Annotated in this window: 20 protein-coding genes; 9 read left to right on the forward strand and 11 right to left on the reverse strand. The window is 62.2% G+C overall.

Translation table 11 applies throughout. The features are described from left to right. The first annotated feature begins 133 nt into the window (after window positions 1-133). The 5 genes from siaA to KUV72_RS09470 are packed head-to-tail and all read left to right on the forward strand — an operon-like array spanning window position 134 to window position 4,492. Entirely contained in the window at window positions 134-2,194 is a 2,061-nt protein-coding gene (siaA, locus tag KUV72_RS09450) for a biofilm regulation protein phosphatase SiaA (RefSeq protein WP_222238120.1), read from the forward strand. After that, window positions 2,182-2,712 (forward strand): biofilm regulation protein kinase SiaB, encoded by a 531-nt coding sequence (gene siaB / locus KUV72_RS09455; protein WP_222162987.1) that lies wholly within the window; start codon window positions 2,182-2,184, stop codon window positions 2,710-2,712. Before siaA ends, siaB begins: the two co-directional genes overlap by 13 nt. Before the next feature lie 15 nt (window positions 2,713-2,727). Further along, a complete protein-coding gene (gene siaC / locus KUV72_RS09460; protein ID WP_261317430.1) occupies window positions 2,728-3,120 on the forward strand; it encodes a biofilm regulation phosphoprotein SiaC in 393 nt (130 codons plus the stop codon). Continuing rightward, window positions 3,117-3,902 carry a diguanylate cyclase gene (locus KUV72_RS09465; RefSeq protein WP_222238121.1) on the forward strand — a complete coding sequence of 262 codons (786 nt, stop codon included), beginning with the start codon at window positions 3,117-3,119 and terminating at the stop codon, window positions 3,900-3,902. The genes siaC and KUV72_RS09465 overlap by 4 nt, the downstream gene beginning before the upstream one ends. Then, on the forward strand, window positions 3,899-4,492 hold the full coding sequence (locus tag KUV72_RS09470) for a GNAT family N-acetyltransferase (protein ID WP_222238122.1): 594 nt from the start codon (window positions 3,899-3,901) through the stop codon (window positions 4,490-4,492). The genes KUV72_RS09465 and KUV72_RS09470 overlap by 4 nt, the downstream gene beginning before the upstream one ends. 57 nt (window positions 4,493-4,549) lie before the next feature. On the opposite strand, the gene KUV72_RS09475 is transcribed toward KUV72_RS09470, so the two are convergent. Continuing rightward, window positions 4,550-5,455, reverse strand: coding sequence for a cation diffusion facilitator family transporter (locus tag KUV72_RS09475; RefSeq protein WP_222162989.1), 906 nt, complete (start codon window positions 5,453-5,455; stop codon window positions 4,550-4,552). Between the two features lie 81 nt (window positions 5,456-5,536). Beyond that, a complete protein-coding gene (locus KUV72_RS09480; RefSeq protein ID WP_206937177.1) occupies window positions 5,537-5,842 on the reverse strand; it encodes a helix-turn-helix domain-containing protein in 306 nt (101 codons plus the stop codon). Between the two features lie 201 nt (window positions 5,843-6,043). Here KUV72_RS09480 and KUV72_RS09485 point away from each other — a divergent pair, with 201 nt between their 5' ends. Genes KUV72_RS09485 through KUV72_RS09500 form a run of 4 tightly spaced genes read left to right on the forward strand, consistent with a single transcriptional unit; the run spans window position 6,044 to window position 9,264 of the window. Continuing rightward, the gene (locus KUV72_RS09485; RefSeq protein WP_222238123.1) at window positions 6,044-6,583 is read left to right on the forward strand and encodes an iron transporter; all 540 of its coding nucleotides are present in this window, start codon (window positions 6,044-6,046) and stop codon (window positions 6,581-6,583) included. 16 nt (window positions 6,584-6,599) lie between these two features. After that, a complete protein-coding gene (locus KUV72_RS09490; protein ID WP_224852041.1) occupies window positions 6,600-6,998 on the forward strand; it encodes a cupredoxin domain-containing protein in 399 nt (132 codons plus the stop codon). Then, window positions 6,995-7,834 carry an FTR1 family protein gene (locus tag KUV72_RS09495; protein ID WP_222238124.1) on the forward strand — a complete coding sequence of 280 codons (840 nt, stop codon included), beginning with the start codon at window positions 6,995-6,997 and terminating at the stop codon, window positions 7,832-7,834. Before KUV72_RS09490 ends, KUV72_RS09495 begins: the two co-directional genes overlap by 4 nt. Then, on the forward strand, window positions 7,831-9,264 hold the full coding sequence (locus tag KUV72_RS09500) for a 4Fe-4S binding protein (protein WP_315857874.1): 1,434 nt from the start codon (window positions 7,831-7,833) through the stop codon (window positions 9,262-9,264). The genes KUV72_RS09495 and KUV72_RS09500 overlap by 4 nt, the downstream gene beginning before the upstream one ends. A gap of 27 nt (window positions 9,265-9,291) precedes the next feature. Here KUV72_RS09500 and bioA read toward each other — a convergent pair whose 3' ends face one another. From bioA to lptA, 9 genes are all read right to left on the reverse strand, one after another. Further along, the gene (gene bioA / locus KUV72_RS09505) at window positions 9,292-10,566 is read right to left on the reverse strand and encodes an adenosylmethionine--8-amino-7-oxononanoate transaminase (protein WP_222238125.1); all 1,275 of its coding nucleotides are present in this window, start codon (window positions 10,564-10,566) and stop codon (window positions 9,292-9,294) included. Between the two features lie 95 nt (window positions 10,567-10,661). Then, window positions 10,662-11,186, reverse strand: a complete 525-nt coding sequence (locus KUV72_RS09510; RefSeq protein ID WP_206937188.1) for a hypothetical protein — start codon at window positions 11,184-11,186, stop codon at window positions 10,662-10,664. A 63-nt stretch (window positions 11,187-11,249) separates the two neighbouring features. Further along, window positions 11,250-11,519 carry an HPr family phosphocarrier protein gene (locus tag KUV72_RS09515; protein ID WP_222163229.1) on the reverse strand — a complete coding sequence of 90 codons (270 nt, stop codon included), beginning with the start codon at window positions 11,517-11,519 and terminating at the stop codon, window positions 11,250-11,252. Between the two features lie 2 nt (window positions 11,520-11,521). After that, the gene (gene rapZ / locus KUV72_RS09520) at window positions 11,522-12,403 is read right to left on the reverse strand and encodes an RNase adapter RapZ (protein WP_222162993.1); all 882 of its coding nucleotides are present in this window, start codon (window positions 12,401-12,403) and stop codon (window positions 11,522-11,524) included. Window positions 12,404-12,626: 223 nt separating this feature from the next. Next, the gene (gene ptsN, locus KUV72_RS09525) at window positions 12,627-13,109 is read right to left on the reverse strand and encodes a PTS IIA-like nitrogen regulatory protein PtsN (protein WP_222162994.1); all 483 of its coding nucleotides are present in this window, start codon (window positions 13,107-13,109) and stop codon (window positions 12,627-12,629) included. 6 nt (window positions 13,110-13,115) lie between these two features. Continuing rightward, window positions 13,116-13,424 (reverse strand): ribosome hibernation-promoting factor, HPF/YfiA family, encoded by a 309-nt coding sequence (gene hpf / locus KUV72_RS09530; protein ID WP_206937196.1) that lies wholly within the window; start codon window positions 13,422-13,424, stop codon window positions 13,116-13,118. 180 nt (window positions 13,425-13,604) lie between these two features. Beyond that, window positions 13,605-15,017, reverse strand: coding sequence for an RNA polymerase factor sigma-54 (locus KUV72_RS09535; RefSeq protein ID WP_222162995.1), 1,413 nt, complete (start codon window positions 15,015-15,017; stop codon window positions 13,605-13,607). Window positions 15,018-15,209: 192 nt separating this feature from the next. Next, a complete protein-coding gene (gene lptB, locus KUV72_RS09540; RefSeq protein WP_222238126.1) occupies window positions 15,210-15,935 on the reverse strand; it encodes an LPS export ABC transporter ATP-binding protein in 726 nt (241 codons plus the stop codon). Then, window positions 15,935-16,465: a lipopolysaccharide transport periplasmic protein LptA gene (gene lptA, locus KUV72_RS09545; RefSeq protein ID WP_206937203.1), complete on the reverse strand. Its 531-nt coding sequence runs from the start codon at window positions 16,463-16,465 to the stop codon at window positions 15,935-15,937. Before lptA ends, lptB begins: the two co-directional genes overlap by 1 nt. Between the last annotated feature and the right edge of the window lie 14 nt (window positions 16,466-16,479).

Consider the following 16,479-nt stretch of genomic DNA (forward strand, 5'->3'; position numbering starts at 1 on the left):
TCAGACTACACTGATAAGCGCGTTCATTAGCGGACATAGGGGTTTCATGGCATGATGCGCCGTACTGCATACTCCTTAAGTGAAAAAGCATGGAAGATTTGTTTCGTCTCTGGATATCTGCCAAGGAGGCACGATGAGCCGGCACCTCGGCCTGGGCGTAAAGTCTCTGTTGATCCCCCTGTTGTCTTTTCTGGTGGCGTTGGCGCCGGTGCTATGGATCGGTAGCCACGCCCTGGAGGACGTCGAGCGCTACTTTGGAGAGCGCTTCGCAGAGCAGTACAGTCAGTTGCATACCCAGCGCATGCTGACCCCGCTGTCGACAGAGCTGGCCCTGGCGAAACGCTTCGGTGATCTGACGGTGACGCGAGAGTGGCTGTCGGATATCGGTAACGAGGAACGCAAGGCACGCTTCTTTGCCGAGTCAGAGGGGTTCCGGGAGCAGTTTGACGGTGACGATTACTTTGTTGTGCACCATGCCAGCGGTCAGTTCTACTTCAACGACGGCAAGATGAGCCCGAGCCGTGATCCGCGCAATATTCTCAGTCGCGATGATCCACAGGACGCTTGGTACTTTCGCATGTTGGATAGCGGGGCGCCTACACGAGTGCAGGTAGCCTACAGCCCTGCTCTGGACACTACCCGGGTGTGGATCAACGTTCGTGTGGATGGCGATGACGGCCCGCTTGGCATGGTTGGTGGTGGTCTCAACTTCGAGCGTCTCCTTGCCAGCAGCTTCGATGATCAGCCAGAAGGTGTGTCGTCCTATGTGCTGGGGCGCGGCGGCCAGCTACTGGCGGTGGCCGAAGATGGCCGTTTGATCCCCAGCGACCTCAGCAACCAGAATAATAGTGGCGGTAAACTGGAGGCTGCAGTAGGGGACCCTGAGGCGTTGGCCGAGATGTTGGCGAGCGCACGTCAAGGGCAGAGCAAGGTGGTCATGCGCCTCCTGCCGTGGTCCGGCGAGGAGCGCGTTGTGGCGGTTGGCTACCTGCCAGAGCTCGACTGGTGGCTGGTTTCTGCTATCGACCCTTACGCCACCACCCTGCTGGAAAAGCGCTGGCTATGGCCGTTACTTTTCACTCTGCTGGGAAGTCTGGTGGTGGTTCTGCTGATCGTGGTGATCGCGTTGAGGCGGCTCATCGTCAAGCCGGTACAGAGCCTCAGCCGCTCTGCTCAGGCGCTGGCAAGAGGCCAGTACGATGTCGAGCTGGACAGCGACAGGGGCGACGAGATCGGCGATCTGTCCCGGGACTTCCAGCGCATGGCGGATCAGGTCATGGCGCATACCGATGAGCTTGAGGAGCGAATCCGACACCGCACGGCGGCATTGGAGAGCGCCAATCATCAGATGAGCGAGGCCAAGCGCCAGATCGATGATTCGCTGGAGTGCGCCAGAGCCCTGCAGCAAGCGATACTTCCCCGCCGTGACCTGACCCAGTGCGCCGGACTCCATCATGGCGTGCTGTGGAATCCACGGGATGCCGTGGGCGGCGATATCTTCGTCTTCCGCAATGCGGGCCACGGCTACCTGCTGGGCGTCATCGACTGCGCGGGTCACGGGGTTCCTGGGGCGTTGATGACCATGCTGGCACGTGCGGCCTTCGACAACTCCGTGAATCAGGTCGGGCCAGAGGACCCGGCGGCGATCCTGACAGAGATGGACCGTCGTATACGGCGTACCTTGCTTGGCGAGACCGAGTCCGAGGCCGTTACCCCCCATATGGATGTGGGTCTGGTATGGGTAGAGGCCGATGAGCGACGGTTGACCTATGCCGGTGCCAAGTTGGATCTCTATGTGACCGACGGCAGCCAGCTTCAGGTATTGGCGGGAGGGCGCCGCGCACTGGCTTACAAGCGTCCAGGTGAATATCGTAATCAAACGTTGGAAGTTGCCCCTGGCTGGTCCTGTACCCTGTGCAGTGACGGTTTTCTGGATCAGGCGGGGGGCAAGGACGGCTTCGGCTTTGGCAAGCGTCGCTTCGAGGCCATGCTGATGACTCACGCTGCGCTGACGCCAAGCGCTCAGGTGGCGGCATTTCTGCAAGAGCTCGAGCACTTCCAGGGCGACCAGCGCCAGCGTGACGACATCACATTGCTGTGCTTCCAGCCTGTTGCTGCCACATCAGAGCCGTCAGCTGAGGCGACCACCCACATCTCCCATGGTCTTGATGAGGACACCCCATGGACCTCTTGACGCTACGTGAGCAGTTCGACCAGCAGCGCGTCCTGCTTAGCTTCAATGGCCCGATTTCTCATAGCCTGATCGAAGAAATCGGCAAGGCCATTCGCAATTATCTGAACAGTGAGTCGGCAGAGCCGTCGGCGGCAATGGACGTCTTCTCGACCTACATCGAGATGACGCAGAATATCAGCCACTACGCTACCGCCATGGGCTACGACGACCACCGGGCGACGGCCACGGTGGCCGTTGCGCGCAGTCCAGAAGGGCATTATCAGGTGTCCGCGGGCAACGTGGTCGAGCATGCCGATGGTGAGCGCTTGATGGCTACCGTCGGCGAGCTGAGCGGGCTGGATGCGAGTGAGTTGAAGCGGGTCTACAAGCAGCAGCTGAGGAAGCCTCGGGAAGAGGGCTCCCGGGGTGCAGGCCTGGGGCTGATCGACATGGCGCGCAAGTCCTGTCAGCCGCTGCGGTCCACGCTCAAGCCGATGTCGGACCAGCAAAGTTTCTTCTGCATTACCGCTACCATTTGACGGAAAGTCATCACCATGATTAACGACCTCGCGATTGACGGAACCCAGTCGACACCAGACATCCGCTCTGACTGGGAAGCCGGGCGCCTGACGATGCGCGGCGACTCGTATCCGGAAAACACCTTCGAGCTCTACAGCAGCGTCTTGAGCTGGGTGGATGCCTACCTGCGTTCCGGCGATAAGCCGCTGTGCGTGCAGCTCGACCTGGTGTATCTCAACACCAGTTCGGTCAAGGCCATGATGGATATCTTTGACCTGATGGAAGAAGCGCATCAGGAGGGCACCGAGTGCAGCGTCGACTGGCGCTACGATGTGCGAAATGAACGCATCGCCGAACTTGCCGAAGAGTTCAAGGAAGATTGCAGTTTTCCGTTCGCGATCACCCCGATCGAGGAAGTGACTCCATGACGGAAAGGGATCGTCAGCTGCTTCGCGACATCGAGGAAATGCTGGCGTCACCGGAGTACGCAGAAAACCCTCTGCGCGCGCCGCTTGAGGCGCTGTACCTGCGGCACACCGATCAGCTCGAGCGGCTGGAGCGCATGGCCGCCATCTCAGATGGCTTTCAGCGGGGTGTGAAGTCGGATCTTACCACCGCCGAGCGGCGGCTCGAGCGCCAGCAGCGGCGCCAGCGCAAGCTGTCGCGCATCGCTGATGGCTATCAGGAGCTGCTGTTCGAGCGTAACCAGACCCTGGAAAGTGAGGTGATGCTGGACCCACTGACCAAGATTCCCAATCGTCGTGGTCTGCATACTGAGCTGCGACGGTTGATGGCGGCCAATCGGCGTCAGCAGAGGCCGTTCACCTTGGCCATGGTCGATATCGATCATTTCAAACGTTTCAATGATGACCACGGCCACGATGTGGGGGACCAGGCCCTGCTGACGGTGGCGCGGGTGCTGAGCGACACCCTGCGCGGCGGCGACATTGTCGGTCGCTGGGGCGGGGAGGAGTTTCTGCTGGCCCTGCCTGGTGCTTCCTTGTGGGCGGCAGAACCTCTGTTTGAGCGGCTGCGCGGCAACCTCAAGGAAACCCGCCTGATCGAGGGCAGCGATCTGACCGTGACGGTGAGTATCGGTGCCGCCGAGCACCGGGGTGACGAAACCTACGAGCAGACCATGAACCGCGCGGATCAGGCGCTGCTGGAGGCAAAGCGCAGCGGTCGCGACCGCTGGCAGGCGGCACCATGAGCCGTCCGTCGCTGGCATCTCTGCCCGTCTCCAGCCAGCTGTGGCTAGAGCCGCTGGCGGCGGTCCACGGTGACGGTATCTGGCAGGCGGTGGAAGCCAGCCGTGACTCACTTGGCCCATGGCTGCCCTGGGTGGATACGACCGTATCCCCCACGGATTGTGAGGTCTTTGTCACTGCAGCCATGGCCGAGCGACGACTGGGCATCGCCCGTCATTTCGCCCTGATGGAAGGCACTGAAGGTGGCGGCAGCGAACTGATCGGGGTGGTCGGCTTCAATCGGATTGTCGAGGGTCACCGCTGGGCGACGATGGGTTACTGGCTGCGGCACGACAGGCAAGGCGCCGGGCGCATGGCAGCGAGTGTGTCTGCGTTGGTGGCCTACGGCTTCAATGAACTGGCGCTGCATCGCCTCGAAATACGCTGTGCCGAATATAACACCCGCAGCCGTGCCATCCCCGAGCGACTCGGGTTCAGGCAAGAAGGTGTCTTGCGCGACTGCGAATGGGTTCGAGGCCGCCCCCTTTCCCACGTGGTCTACGCCATGCTGGCCGTCGATAGGATCCCAGAGGGTCCTACCCTGGCGAGGTAGGAGGGTGGCATGGGCATGCCACCCAGCTTTCACGCTGGCTCAGAGCATGATGAAGCGCTATGCCCAGCGCTCCTCAGCGGTAAAGGCCACGATAAACCAGCGTCGCTCCGGCGGAATGCTGAGTCGGCGCGAGATATCCTCGCGAATCTCGTCCATCTCGACCATACCGCGCCCGCTGGCAAAGTGGGGCGCGGTGACAATATGGATTTCAATACGGTGGCCTCGGCCACTCTTCGCCACATGGCTGTAGTAGTGGCTAAGCCCTTCTCGCTGCATGACCTCGGCCATGGCGGCGTGGACTTCACGATCGATCGCGCTGGGTGCCATCAGGAAAATGTCCTTGGCGGCACGACGGATGATACCGATCGGTACCGGGATGAAGACCAGGGTCAGCACCACAAGTAAGGCGGAGTCGACGTAGGGCGTCCAGTGGTCCAGCGCGCTGCCCTCCAGCAACAACGCGATCACGAAGGCGACCAGCAGCGCCCCGGTAATCAGTGCCGCCATCAGCCAGTTCTTTTGATCAATACGCAGAAATTCCGATCTCGCCCGGCGATTGATCCTCTTCAGGTAGATGGCCATGGTGCTGCAGATGACCAGCACCGCCACGGCGTAAAGCGTCGCCGCCCCGAAGGCCAGGGCGTGTCCCCCGCTGAGCAGCTCGCGTAGGGCGTTGAGAAACGCATAAAAACAAAGTAGCAGCAGAATCGCGCCATTCAGCGCAGCGACCATGGGCTCAAAGTGCCAGAAGCCATGCTGGAAGCGCTGTGTCGCTTCACGCATGACCAGCCGTGACACCGCCAGGGCCAAGGTCGACATGGCGGCGTCGATGGTCGAGAAGACCCCGTCGAACAAGATCGCTTGTGAGCCGGCCAGAAGGCCAAAGATGACCCCAAGCAGGGCCACACCGAGGGTCGTGATGATCGAGAGGGTCAGCGCCCGCTGCTCAAGTCTGGCATCCATGATGTGAAGTACCGTTAAGTAAGACTGGGTCAAGAACGTAAGAGGAGTGCCAGGATGACGCCGGCTACAGAGTGGGGTGGGTCAGCTCATTGCCGGGTAGCCGAGCGTCTGGCGCAGCCGCTCGGCGTGTGAGGCCAGCCAGGTCGCGTCGATGGGGCCCCAGTCGACGATGCGGTAATGGCCGATATTGTGGGGTTTGCCTTGTTCATGCTCGAAGTGGCATTCGATGTCCAGCTCTTCCAGTGCGGACAGGGTGTCCTGAGCGGTGCGACGTGGCATGCCGGTCGCTGTCGTGATGGCGGGAACCGTATCGACGCCGCTGGCGATGAGGTGGGCGACATATAGCCGACGGTAGAAGCTGGTGCGGGTCTTGCTCAGAGTCGCCATGGAGTGTCTGCCTGATATCACTTAAAGGTGAGTAAGCGTTACCCAATCGTAGGTGTGGTGCAAGTCGTCACGTCTAGTTTGACGCACGTCAGTAGTTGACGACAGGGCCCGACGTACAGTGGCACGGCGCCAAGGGATAATCATTCGTAAATGAAGGTCCCGAGGCGAGCCATCCCTGTCATCTACGCCTTGAGGTTCGTCATGTCCCCACTTGCGCTCCCTGCCCGAGCCTGTTCCCTCGTCGCGGCTGTCGCTTTCGCTGCCGTCTGTTCGTCCGCCTCCGCGCTCGAGTACCCCATCGGAGAGCCAGCCCTGATCAACGGCATGGAGGTGGCGGCGGTGTATCTGCAGCCAGTCGTCATGGAGCCGGCCGGTGCGCTGGTTGCCGGGGATGCCGATATTCACCTCGAAGCGGATATTCACGCCCTGGAAGATAACGCCAATGGCTTTGCTCCCGGGGCATGGATCCCTTTTCTGCATATCGACTATCGCCTGCAGAAGGAAGGTAGCGACAGCGTGATGGAGGGATCACTGATGCCGATGATTGCCAGTGACGGCACTCATTATGGCAGCAATGTGGCACTGGATGGCGCGGGAGCCTATCACCTGACCTTTCACGTGGAAGCCCCGGAGTTGATGCGCCACGTGGACAAGGAGACCGGGGTCGCGCCCTGGTATGCGCCCTTCGACGTCGAGTATGACTTCGTCTATGCCGGCGTCGGCAAGAAGGGCGGATACTGAGAAGGGAACTCACATCATGCTGTTGTTACGTCGTTCACCGTTGGGGGAAGCCCTCGTCAGAGGGCCGTTGGTGGCCCTGTCGCTGATGTCGCTGTGGGCCGTTGCGGGAGAGGGCCTGGCCGAGGGCCTGCCCAGCTATCGATTGACGCTTGATGACGGGCGTCTCGAGCCTACCCCGTTGCTGGTCAGAGCGGGGGAGCGGTTCAAGCTGGAGTTGCACAACAGCGGGGCCACCCCGGTCGAGTTCGAAAGTCGTCGCTTGCGCCAGGAAAAGGTGATGGGCCCTGGCGTCCACTCCTTTGTGGTCATCCATCCGCTCAAGCCAGGCCGCTACGAGTATTTCGATGAATTCCACCTGCCCGAGGCGCAGGGCGAAATCATCGCGGTTGCCCCAGATGAGCAGGCTGCACCATGAATGGCGCGGCCTTCGTGGTGGTGTTTCGTGAAAGCATGGAAGCCATTCTGGTGCTGGGTGTCCTCTACACCTGGCTGGTTCGCGCCGAGCGCCGTGATGCCCTGAGGTGGCTGTGGGCGGGAGCCATGGCGGGCATCGCGCTGGCCATCTCGTTAGGCGCGGCCTTGATGGGCGTCGGCGACGTGCTGAGCGGAGACGCTCAAACGCTGTTTCAGGTGATCATGTCAGCCGTGGCGGCGCTTCTGATCGTGCATATGGCGGCGTGGATGCGGCGTCATGGCGCGACGCTCAAGGGGGGGCTTGAGCGCGACGCCCAGCGCTGCCTGGCTCCGGTCCGTCAGTGGGGGATCGCCAGCCTGGCGGCGCTGGCGGTCGCCCGGGAAGGCGCCGAGACACTGGTATTCCTCTATGGCATCGGTGTCGCGCAATGGCATCAGGGCACGCGCTGGGACTTTGTCCTGTCCGCCGGCCTGGGAATGGTGATGGCAGCGCTATGTTTCTGGGCATTGCAATGGACGTCGCGGCGCTTTGCCTGGCGCCTCTATTTTGTGATCAGCGAAGCATTGTTGCTGCTGGTGGCGGCCGGTCTTTGGGTGTCGGCGCTGGAAGGGTTGATCAATCTGGGCTGGTTGCCCGCTGGCATGGATCCGCTCTGGGATACCAGTCAGTGGCTGGACGACGGTCAGGGTGTAGGGGGGATGTTAGCCGCCATCGCTGGCTATCGGGCCTGGCCGCCCTCCACCCTGGTGTTGGGCTACATCGCGTACTGGTGGCTGGTCATCATGTACCTGCATGTTCCCCTGCGCAGGCAGAGCAGAGATCGGGTGGCATTGTGAGCAAGCGTCGCTGTCTGTCCGCATCAGTCAAGCGCGGCGACGATGGGCGCTCGCGCCTGGATCAGCTAGGACATTGGCTGGCCGATCATCGTCGAGCGGTGCTGGGGCTGCAATGGAGCGTTGTGCTGTTCTATGCAGTGTTGCTGCTGATACCCCCCCTGTTGCCGCTGCCCGACTACCAGTCCCGCATCCTGGGACACCTTACCGTGTTCGCCGAGTTCGTTTTCTGGGGTATCTGGTGGCCCTTCGTGATGGTCAGCATGGTCGTTGCGGGGCGGCTGTGGTGTGGCCTGCTGTGCCCTGAAGGGGCGATATCGGAGGCGGCCAGTCGCGTGGGGCTGGGGCGTGCGATACCACGCTGGATGCGCTGGGGTGGCTGGCCCTTGGTGGGTTTTGTCATGACCACCGTGTATGGCCAATTGATCAGTGTCTATCAGTACCCGAAGGCGGCACTGCTGGTGCTGGGAGGCTCAACCGTAGCCGCCGCCCTGGTGGGGGTGGTCTACGGCAAGGGCAAGCGTGTCTGGTGCCGTCATCTGTGTCCCGTCAGCGGCGTCTTCGCACTGCTTGCCAAACTTTCGCCGCTGCACGTTCGCACCGAGCCAGCCAGCTGGCACCGCTATGGCCAAAGACGGCGCAGGGGCGAAGTAGCTCGCCAACCGGCTCCAGACTGTCCCGTGCTGCTTCCACTCAAGCAGCTGGACAGCGCCAGTGATTGCCATCTGTGCTCACGCTGCACCGGCTACAAGAGCGCGATTCATCTAGAGCTGCGTGCCCCCGGGGCTGAGGTGATCGCTCCCCCTCCCCAGCGGCCGGCCACCGTGTGGGAGTACCTGCTGGTGGTGTTTGGGCTGCTGGGTGTGGCGGTGGGTGCCTTCCATTGGTCTGCGAGTCCCTGGTTCGTGGCGGCCAAGCAATCGAGCGCGGTGTGGCTCTATGGTCATGGTGCGGGCTGGCTGCTGGATGCCACGGCACCCTGGTGGCTGCTGACCCGCTACCCTGAGCAACACGATGTGTTCAGCCTGCTCGATGGCGCTCTGCTGTTGGGCTATATCGGTGTGACGGCGCTGACCCTGGGAGGCTGGACAAGCGCGCTGCTGGGGTTGGCCAATCTGCTGCTGGGCAGGTGGTCCTGGCGGCGCCTGTGGCACCTGTCCTATGCGCTGATTCCTCTGGCCGGCGGAGGTGTGTTTCTGGGGCTGTCGATGACCACCCTGACGCTGCTGCGTGGGGATGGCTGGCAGCTGCTGTGGGCCGATGATGTGAGAGCGCTGCTGTTGACGCTTGTGGTGGTGGTCAGCGCTTGCTTGAGCTGGGGCCTGCTCGGACGTTACGTATCAGGCATGCGGCGTGGCCTGGCCATGGGGCTGATGGTGCTGGCCCAGGCGCCCGTGGTGGGCGCCTGGTGGTTGCTGTTCTGGGGCTGGTAATGCCGCTATCGCGGGAGTGCGACAGGACTAGGCGGCATCCAGGAAGGGCGCCTTCATGGCGTCGATGATCTGGCGCATCTCCTCGTCGGAGGTGATGTAGGCGGGCATGGTATAAAGCCATCGGCCGAAGGAACGCAGCCACACTCCGCGTGAGCGGGCGATGTCAGCCGCATGGGCAAGAGCGGAGGCATCGTGCACTTCGATGACTCCGGTAGCTCCCAGCACGCGCACGTCAGCGACAGCAGGATGCTGGCGCAGACTGTCGTCGCCGGCCAGCTCGCGGGTCAGGATGGCATTGAGGTGCGAGATCTTGCCCAGGTAGTCCTCCTCCTCGAACACTCGCAGGCTCTCCAGCGCAACCCGACAGGCCAGCGGGTTGCCCATGAAGGTGGGGCCATGCATGAAGGCATGCAGCTGGCTGTCACCGATGAAGGTGTCATGGACGCGGGTGGTGGCCAGGGTGGCGGCATGACCCAGGTAGCCGCCGGTCAAGCCTTTGGACAGCACCATGATGTCGGGCGTGATATCGGCATGGTCGGCGGCGAACATCTTGCCGGTGCGGCCAAAGCCGGTGGCGACTTCATCGAACACCAGCAGGACATCAAACTCGTCACACAGCGCTCGTGCGCCGCGCAGATAGTGCGGTGACGTCATGTTGAGACCACCCGCCGCCTGCAGCAGGGGTTCCATCAGCAGGGCGGCTATCTCGTGGTGGTGTTGCTCAAGCACGCTGCGTAGCGCCGCCAGATCCGCCTCGACCTGTTGCGCAGTGGCGCCGTAAGGCGCCTTGGGTGCCGGCGCGAAGTGGTGTTCGGGCAGGTAGCCGGCAAACAGCGAGTGCATGCCTTCCTCCGGGTCGCACACTGCCATGCAGCCGGCGGTGTCACCGTGGTAGGCCTTCATCAACGACAGCATCCGGCGCTTGCCCGAATGGCCGCGCAGATGGTGGTACTGGACGGCCATCTTCATGGCGACTTCCATGCCGACGGAACCGCTATCGGAGAAGAACACGTGCTCGAGTCCTTCGGGTGTGAGTCGCACCAGCTCCCGCGCCAGCTGATCGGCGGGATCGTGGGTCAGCCCGCCCAGCATGACATGGCACAGGGTGTCAGCTTGTTGCTTGATGGCGTCGACCAGGCGCGGATGACCGTAGCCATGAATCATGCACCACCATGAGCAGGTCGCATCGAGCAGAGATTCGCCGGTGTCCAGGGTGAAGCGGGTGCCGCGCCCGCCGACCACCCTGGGTGCGGCTGTTTGTGTCTTGAGGTGGGCGTAGGGGTGCCAGACGGGAGAGGGCATTTCGGCTCCTGAGGGCATAGTAAACCAAAAATATTTCCGAGAGTTTACCATTGCTCCCGCGGCTCCCACCAGCCGGGTAGGCTCCGTCAGGCCATTCAGGGATGCTGGGCGTCGACGCGCTTGAGGAAACGCTCGAACAGAAAGGACTCCTCGTTCTTGAGGGACCGGCTGAGGCAGTCGATGAACTCCCGGCGTGGATAGGTGAAGACGCGCGGGGCCTTGTAGGCATCCAGATCGATGGCGATGATCGTACCGTCGACCACCAGGAAGTTGTCGGTATGCAGGCCTCGACAGTGAATGCGGTCACGATACAGCGCTTCCAGGATGTCCAGGTAGCGCTCCTGCAAGGCGGGATCATCGAGTACTAGCTGTTTCAGCGCCACACCATGGACGTTGGCGGTGACCAGACGGTAGCGCTGAGCGTCAAGAATGGTGGGCGTGTCGATTCCCAGGCGCTCCAGGCGACGGGCTACGTAGCGAAAGTTGTGTCCCGGGTAGCGGCGAATGCCCAGGCGGTAGCGCCAGCGATCGCTCGCCTTGGGTGTGAAGGTCTTGATAAAGGCATCCTGGTCCGGGTCGTAGTGGACCTCGGTATACTTGCCAGTCTGGATAAGCTGCATGATGTCCTTTGAAGCGAGGCGAAATCGGAGGGTAGGGCAGGGTCAGCGCAGTGGCCGAGGGCCTCAGGCGTCTTCGTCGAAGCGTGCGACGAACAAGGCCTCAAGAGCGTCGAGCACTGCATCGGCGTCGGGACCTTCTGCTTCCAGGGTCAGCACGGTGCCGCAGGGGGCCGCCAGCATCAGCAGGGACATGATGTTGGCGGCATCCCCACAGCGCTGACCGTGGTGCACGGTCACGGAGGCGTCGAACGCCTGACAGCAGGTGACCAGGCGAGTGGCCGCCCGAGCGTGCAGCCCGCGGCGATTGGTAAGGGTCAGCTCGCGTCTGGCCACGCTCATTGTGCCCCGCTGTCCAGACGACGTTGCTGGCCAAGCTCGCGGTGGCGCAGGCGTATTCTCGGGTGGTCGTCGACCAGCGCCGCGGCGATGCTCTCGGCCAGATAGACCGAGCGATGCTGCCCCCCGGTGCAGCCTACGGCCACCGTCAGATAACTGCGCTGGCTGGCCTGATAGCGTGGCAGCCAGTTGCGCACCCAGGTCAGGATGTCGCGCTTCATGTCGGCGACGTCTTGATAGTGCTCAAGGAAGGCGATCACGCTTTGATCGCAGCCGTTGGCATCCCGCAGCGATGGCTCCCAGTAGGGGTTAGGCAGGCAGCGTGCGTCGAACACGATGTCGGCGTCAGGGGGCACGCCACGCTTGAAGCCAAAGGACTCGATGGTCAGGCTCAGCTGGCCGCTGCGATGATCGGCCACCTGCTCGGCGATGCGTGAACGCAGCTCATGTACGGACAGGCGGGAGCTGTCGATGATCAGATCTGCCAGGTCGCGAATGCCAGACAACGCCTTCTGCTCGGACTCGATGGCCTCGGCCAGGGTCATGTCGGTATTGCGGGTCAGCGGGTGACGGCGTCGAGTATGGGAATAGCGTTCCAGCAGAATCCGCGCGTCGCTGGTGAGATAGACGACCTGGCAGTCGATGGGACCTTGCTTCAGCGCCGTCAGCTGCGCGGGAAAACGCTCCAGCGCCTCGGGCAGATTGCGCGCATCGACACTGACGGCAATGCGCTGTGAATGTCCATTCTCCAGCTCTTCGACCAGTGACCCCAGCAGCGTCGCTGGCAAGTTGTCAATGGCATAGAAGCCCAGGTCTTCGAGAGCCTGAAGCGCCACGGACTTTCCCGAGCCAGAGCGACCACTGATGATCACGAGCTGCATGTCCTGTCTCCTTGGCAGGGGGCGATAAGAGGGCAGTAGGTGTCAGGCGGTCACCGCGCGGTGACAGCCAGATCACGCTCGATCAGAGCGTGCTATCTAGCTAGATGGTAATCAGCTAGAGGTTAATCAGCGAGGCCCCTGTTAGCGAGGCGCCATTCTTCTAGGCGCCAGGCAAGGCGTGCGCCATCAAGACATAGGATCAAGGCGCTTTCGGCGTGTGCCGTCAGGTCGTGGCGTCGCCGGGGGCTTGCTGGCGAATCGCTTCCTGCAAGCGCTCGTGCAGCTCGCGCTGGGACGTCGCGTGGCGCAGGCGATGTCGGGTATCGGCGTCATTCATGACCCCGGCCACCTGTCCCAGCAGGGCAAGGTGAGCATCATCCGCTTCCTCAGGCACCAGCAAGACAAATACCAGGTCCACCGGTTCGCCGTCGATGGCGTCGAAATCAATCGGCTCTGCCAGCTTGAGAAAGCCAGAGATAGGGGCCTTGCAGTGAGGGTTGCGAGCATGCGGAATGGCCACGCCATTGCCGATGCCGGTGCTACCCAGACGTTCGCGGCCGATCAGGCGACTGAAGACTTCCTGGCTATCCAGGCTTGGTGTGTTCTGCGCAATGAAGGTGCTGAAAAATTCCAGCACCCTCTTCTTGCTGCCCCCCGGGACGTCAAATAGCGTGCGCTCGGGGGGGAGAATGGCATCCAATGTCATGAGAGGTCAGCGAATTCCGGCGCCTTGGGCGCGGGCTTGGGATTTTTCCTTGTGCTTGACGAGCTGGCGGTCCAGCTTGTCGGCAAGGGCGTCGATGGCGGCGTACATGTCGCCGTCCTGGGCTTCTGCATGCAGGTCTGCACCGGCAGCGTGAAGCGTACAGGCAGCCTGTTGGCGCTCCTTCTCCACCGAGAGGGTGACCTGCACATTGGTGATGTTGTCGTAGTGGCGCTCCACACGGGCGAGCTTCTCTTGTACGTAGTCACGCAGGGGATCGGTCAATTCGACGTGGTGGCCGGTAATGTTGACTTGCATGACAAGGCTCCTTGCTCTTGCGGGTGGTAGCTCGATTGTAACCCTTTTTCCGATCCTGCAAACCCCCCTGCTTCTACGCATTAAGACGCAGATGTCGTGCGATATTTCAAGCGCTTGCGCTTTTCATGCAACTGCGCTACGCACTCTGCTCTTCGCCTGTCTCGAGCCTTCTGGCCGGGCTCAGCGCAGGCGCTTGCGCTCGCTTGAAGAGGGAATATTCATCGCTTCTCGATACTTGGCGACGGTGCGTCGGGCGACGTTGACACCGTCTTCGGCGAGCAGCTCCACCAATTTGCTGTCAGACAGCGGTTTGCGAGGCGGCTCCTGCTGGATCAGCGACTTGATCATGGCGCGTATGGCAGTGCTGGAATGGGCATCCCCATCCTGACCAACCTGGCTGGAAAAGAAATACTTGAGCTCGAACACTCCCCGTGGCGTATGCACGAATTTCTGGGTCGTCACCCGGGAGATGGTCGATTCGTGCATCTCGACCTTGGCCGCAATGTCTGCCAACACCAGCGGTTTCATGGCGGCTTCACCCTGCTCGAGGAAGTCGAGCTGCCGCTCCATGATTTCGCGTCCGACCCTCAACAGGGTGTCGTTGCGGCTTGCCAGGCTCTTGATCAGCCAGCGCGCCTCCTGCAGGTGGTCCTTCAGAAACTGGTTGTCCTGGCTCTTGTCGGCCCGTCGGATCAACGCCGCATAGTCGGGTTGAATGCGCAGGCGTGGCATCGCCTCAGGGTTCAGCTCGACGCGCCAGCCTTCTTCGGTGTGGCGGACCACCAGATCGGGAATGACATAGTCGTTGTCGCTGTCGCCGTACTGGCTGCCAGGCCTAGGGTCGAGGCCACGGATCAGTTCGATGACATCGTCCAGCTGCTCTTCGGTCAGGCTCAGGCGGCGCTTCAGCAGACGACGATCACCGCTGGCCAGCGCCTCGAGAAACTGGCGTACCAGTCTTCCCGCCTGGGGCAGAAGGGGGGTGTCACGGGGCAGGCTGTCCAGTTGCAGCTGCAGGCATTCGCGCAAATCTCGGGCAAATACACCGGTAGGTTCGAATTGCTGCAGCCTGGCCAGCACCGACGCCACGTCCTGCAGGGGCGGGGCAGCAGCGTCGTCATCGGCCAGGCCCTGGGCGATATCGTCAAGGTGTCCCACCAGGTAGCCATCGCCGTTGACCGCGTCAATCAGGCACTCTGCGATGCGCCTGTCATTATCATTGAGGTCCAGCAGGGCCAGCTGCCAGCTAAGGTGGCCATGCAGGGATTGCCCGCTGGCCTGGCGCTCGAAGTCTGGCGCCTCGGCGCTGCCGGCCGGGGCGGTGCCAAGGTCTTGATAGGTATCGGACCAGTCGCTGTCGACCGTTAGCTCGGAGGGGATCTCGTCGGCCCAGTCGTCGTCCTTGCTGTCCTTGACCTGCAGCTCGCCGAATTCATCCTCCAGCTCGAGCATCGGGTTGGCCTCGAGCGCCTGCTGGACTTCCTGGCGCAGGTCCAGCGTGGAAAGCTGGAGCAGGCCAATAGCCTGTTGCAGCTGAGGGGTCATGGTCAGCTGGGTGCCGATCTTCAGCTGCAGTGACGCCTTGAGGGCCATGATGTGACTTCCGTTCGTGGAGCTGAAAAGCCTTACCCTAACGGCGGGTCAGGTACCATGCAAGCTTCTTGCCAACTTGTGGGCAGGGGGTGGCGCGCAGGGCTTGCAGTGCCCCGCATGCGCGTCAGTGCAAGGTCGAGCGGGCGCCATGAAGACCCTGCCAACATAGCGGCCCGGCAGCGCCCGTGGTGGCTAAAGGCGAAAGTTTTCGCCGAGATAGACTTCCTTGACGCGCTGGTTGGCAAGGATCGACTCGGCACTGCCTTCGGCGATGATCTGGCCGTCGCCGACAATGTAGGCGCGGTCACAGATGTCCAGCGTCTCGCGCACGTTGTGGTCGGTGATCAAGACGCCGATGTCACGAGCCTTGAGCTGGCGAATGATCGACTTGATCTCGCCGACGGAGATCGGATCCACCCCGGCAAAGGGTTCGTCGAGCAGAATGAAGGCGGGTTCTGTGGCCAGGGCTCGGGCGATCTCGACCCGGCGTCTTTCCCCGCCGGACAGGCTCATGCCCGGGTTGTCGCGAATGTGGCTGACATGGAAGTCTTCGAGCAGTTGCTCAAGGCGCGCCTGGCGACCGTCCCGGTCGAGGTCCTTGCGGGTCTCGAGGATCGCCATGATGTTGTCGGCTACGGACAGCTTGCGGAAGATGGAGGCTTCCTGGGGCAGGTAGCCAATACCCGCCAGTGCCCGCTGGTGCATGGCCGCGCGGCTCAGGTCGTCATCGTCGATGCTGATGGTGCCAGCATCCGCCCTGACCAGTCCGACGATCATGTAGAAGGAGGTGGTCTTGCCTGCGCCGTTGGGGCCCAGCAGGCCCACAATGCTGCCCTGTTCGATGGACAGGCTGATGTCCTGGACGACGCGGCGCTTCTTGTAGCTCTTGGCCAGATGGCGAGCGTGGAGAGTCTTCATCAGTTTCCTTGGCTTTCCGGCTCGAGGGTCATGCGAATGCGCTGCTGGCCGTCGACACCCTGTGCGCTGGAGCGAGCCTGGACGACGCGGCGATCCAGAAAGTACTCCAGGTAGGCACCGTCGAAGGTGTCATTGGCCTTGTGCAATTCCGCCTGGTCGATGAGTTCCATGCGGCGCTCGGCAACATGGTAGACCACCTTCTTGCCCCAGCCCTTGACCACCGGCTCTTCCGGCGAAGGCTGCTGCTCCAGATAGGCACGGGAGCCAGTCGCCGTGGCGCGGGATAGCTGACCCTGGTCGTTGCGCTGAATTTCCACACGCTCACCGGTCAGCAGCATGCTGCCCTGCTGAATACGCACATCGCCGGTATATACCGCTGTGCCTGCGCGGTCATCCAGGTCCAGTTGGTCGGCCTCTACCTGAATGGGGGCGCTGCGGTCGCTTTCCAGCGCCAGGGTGACGGTGCTGGTGGCGACGCTCGTCAGGCCCAGGGCCAGGGCGAGCAGTAGCGCGGGACGGGGACGCATCATGGAAGTGACTCCTT

Source organism: Halomonas sp. DP4Y7-1 (assembly GCF_019800705.1).
GTDB lineage: Bacteria > Pseudomonadota > Gammaproteobacteria > Pseudomonadales > Halomonadaceae > Halomonas > Halomonas litopenaei_A.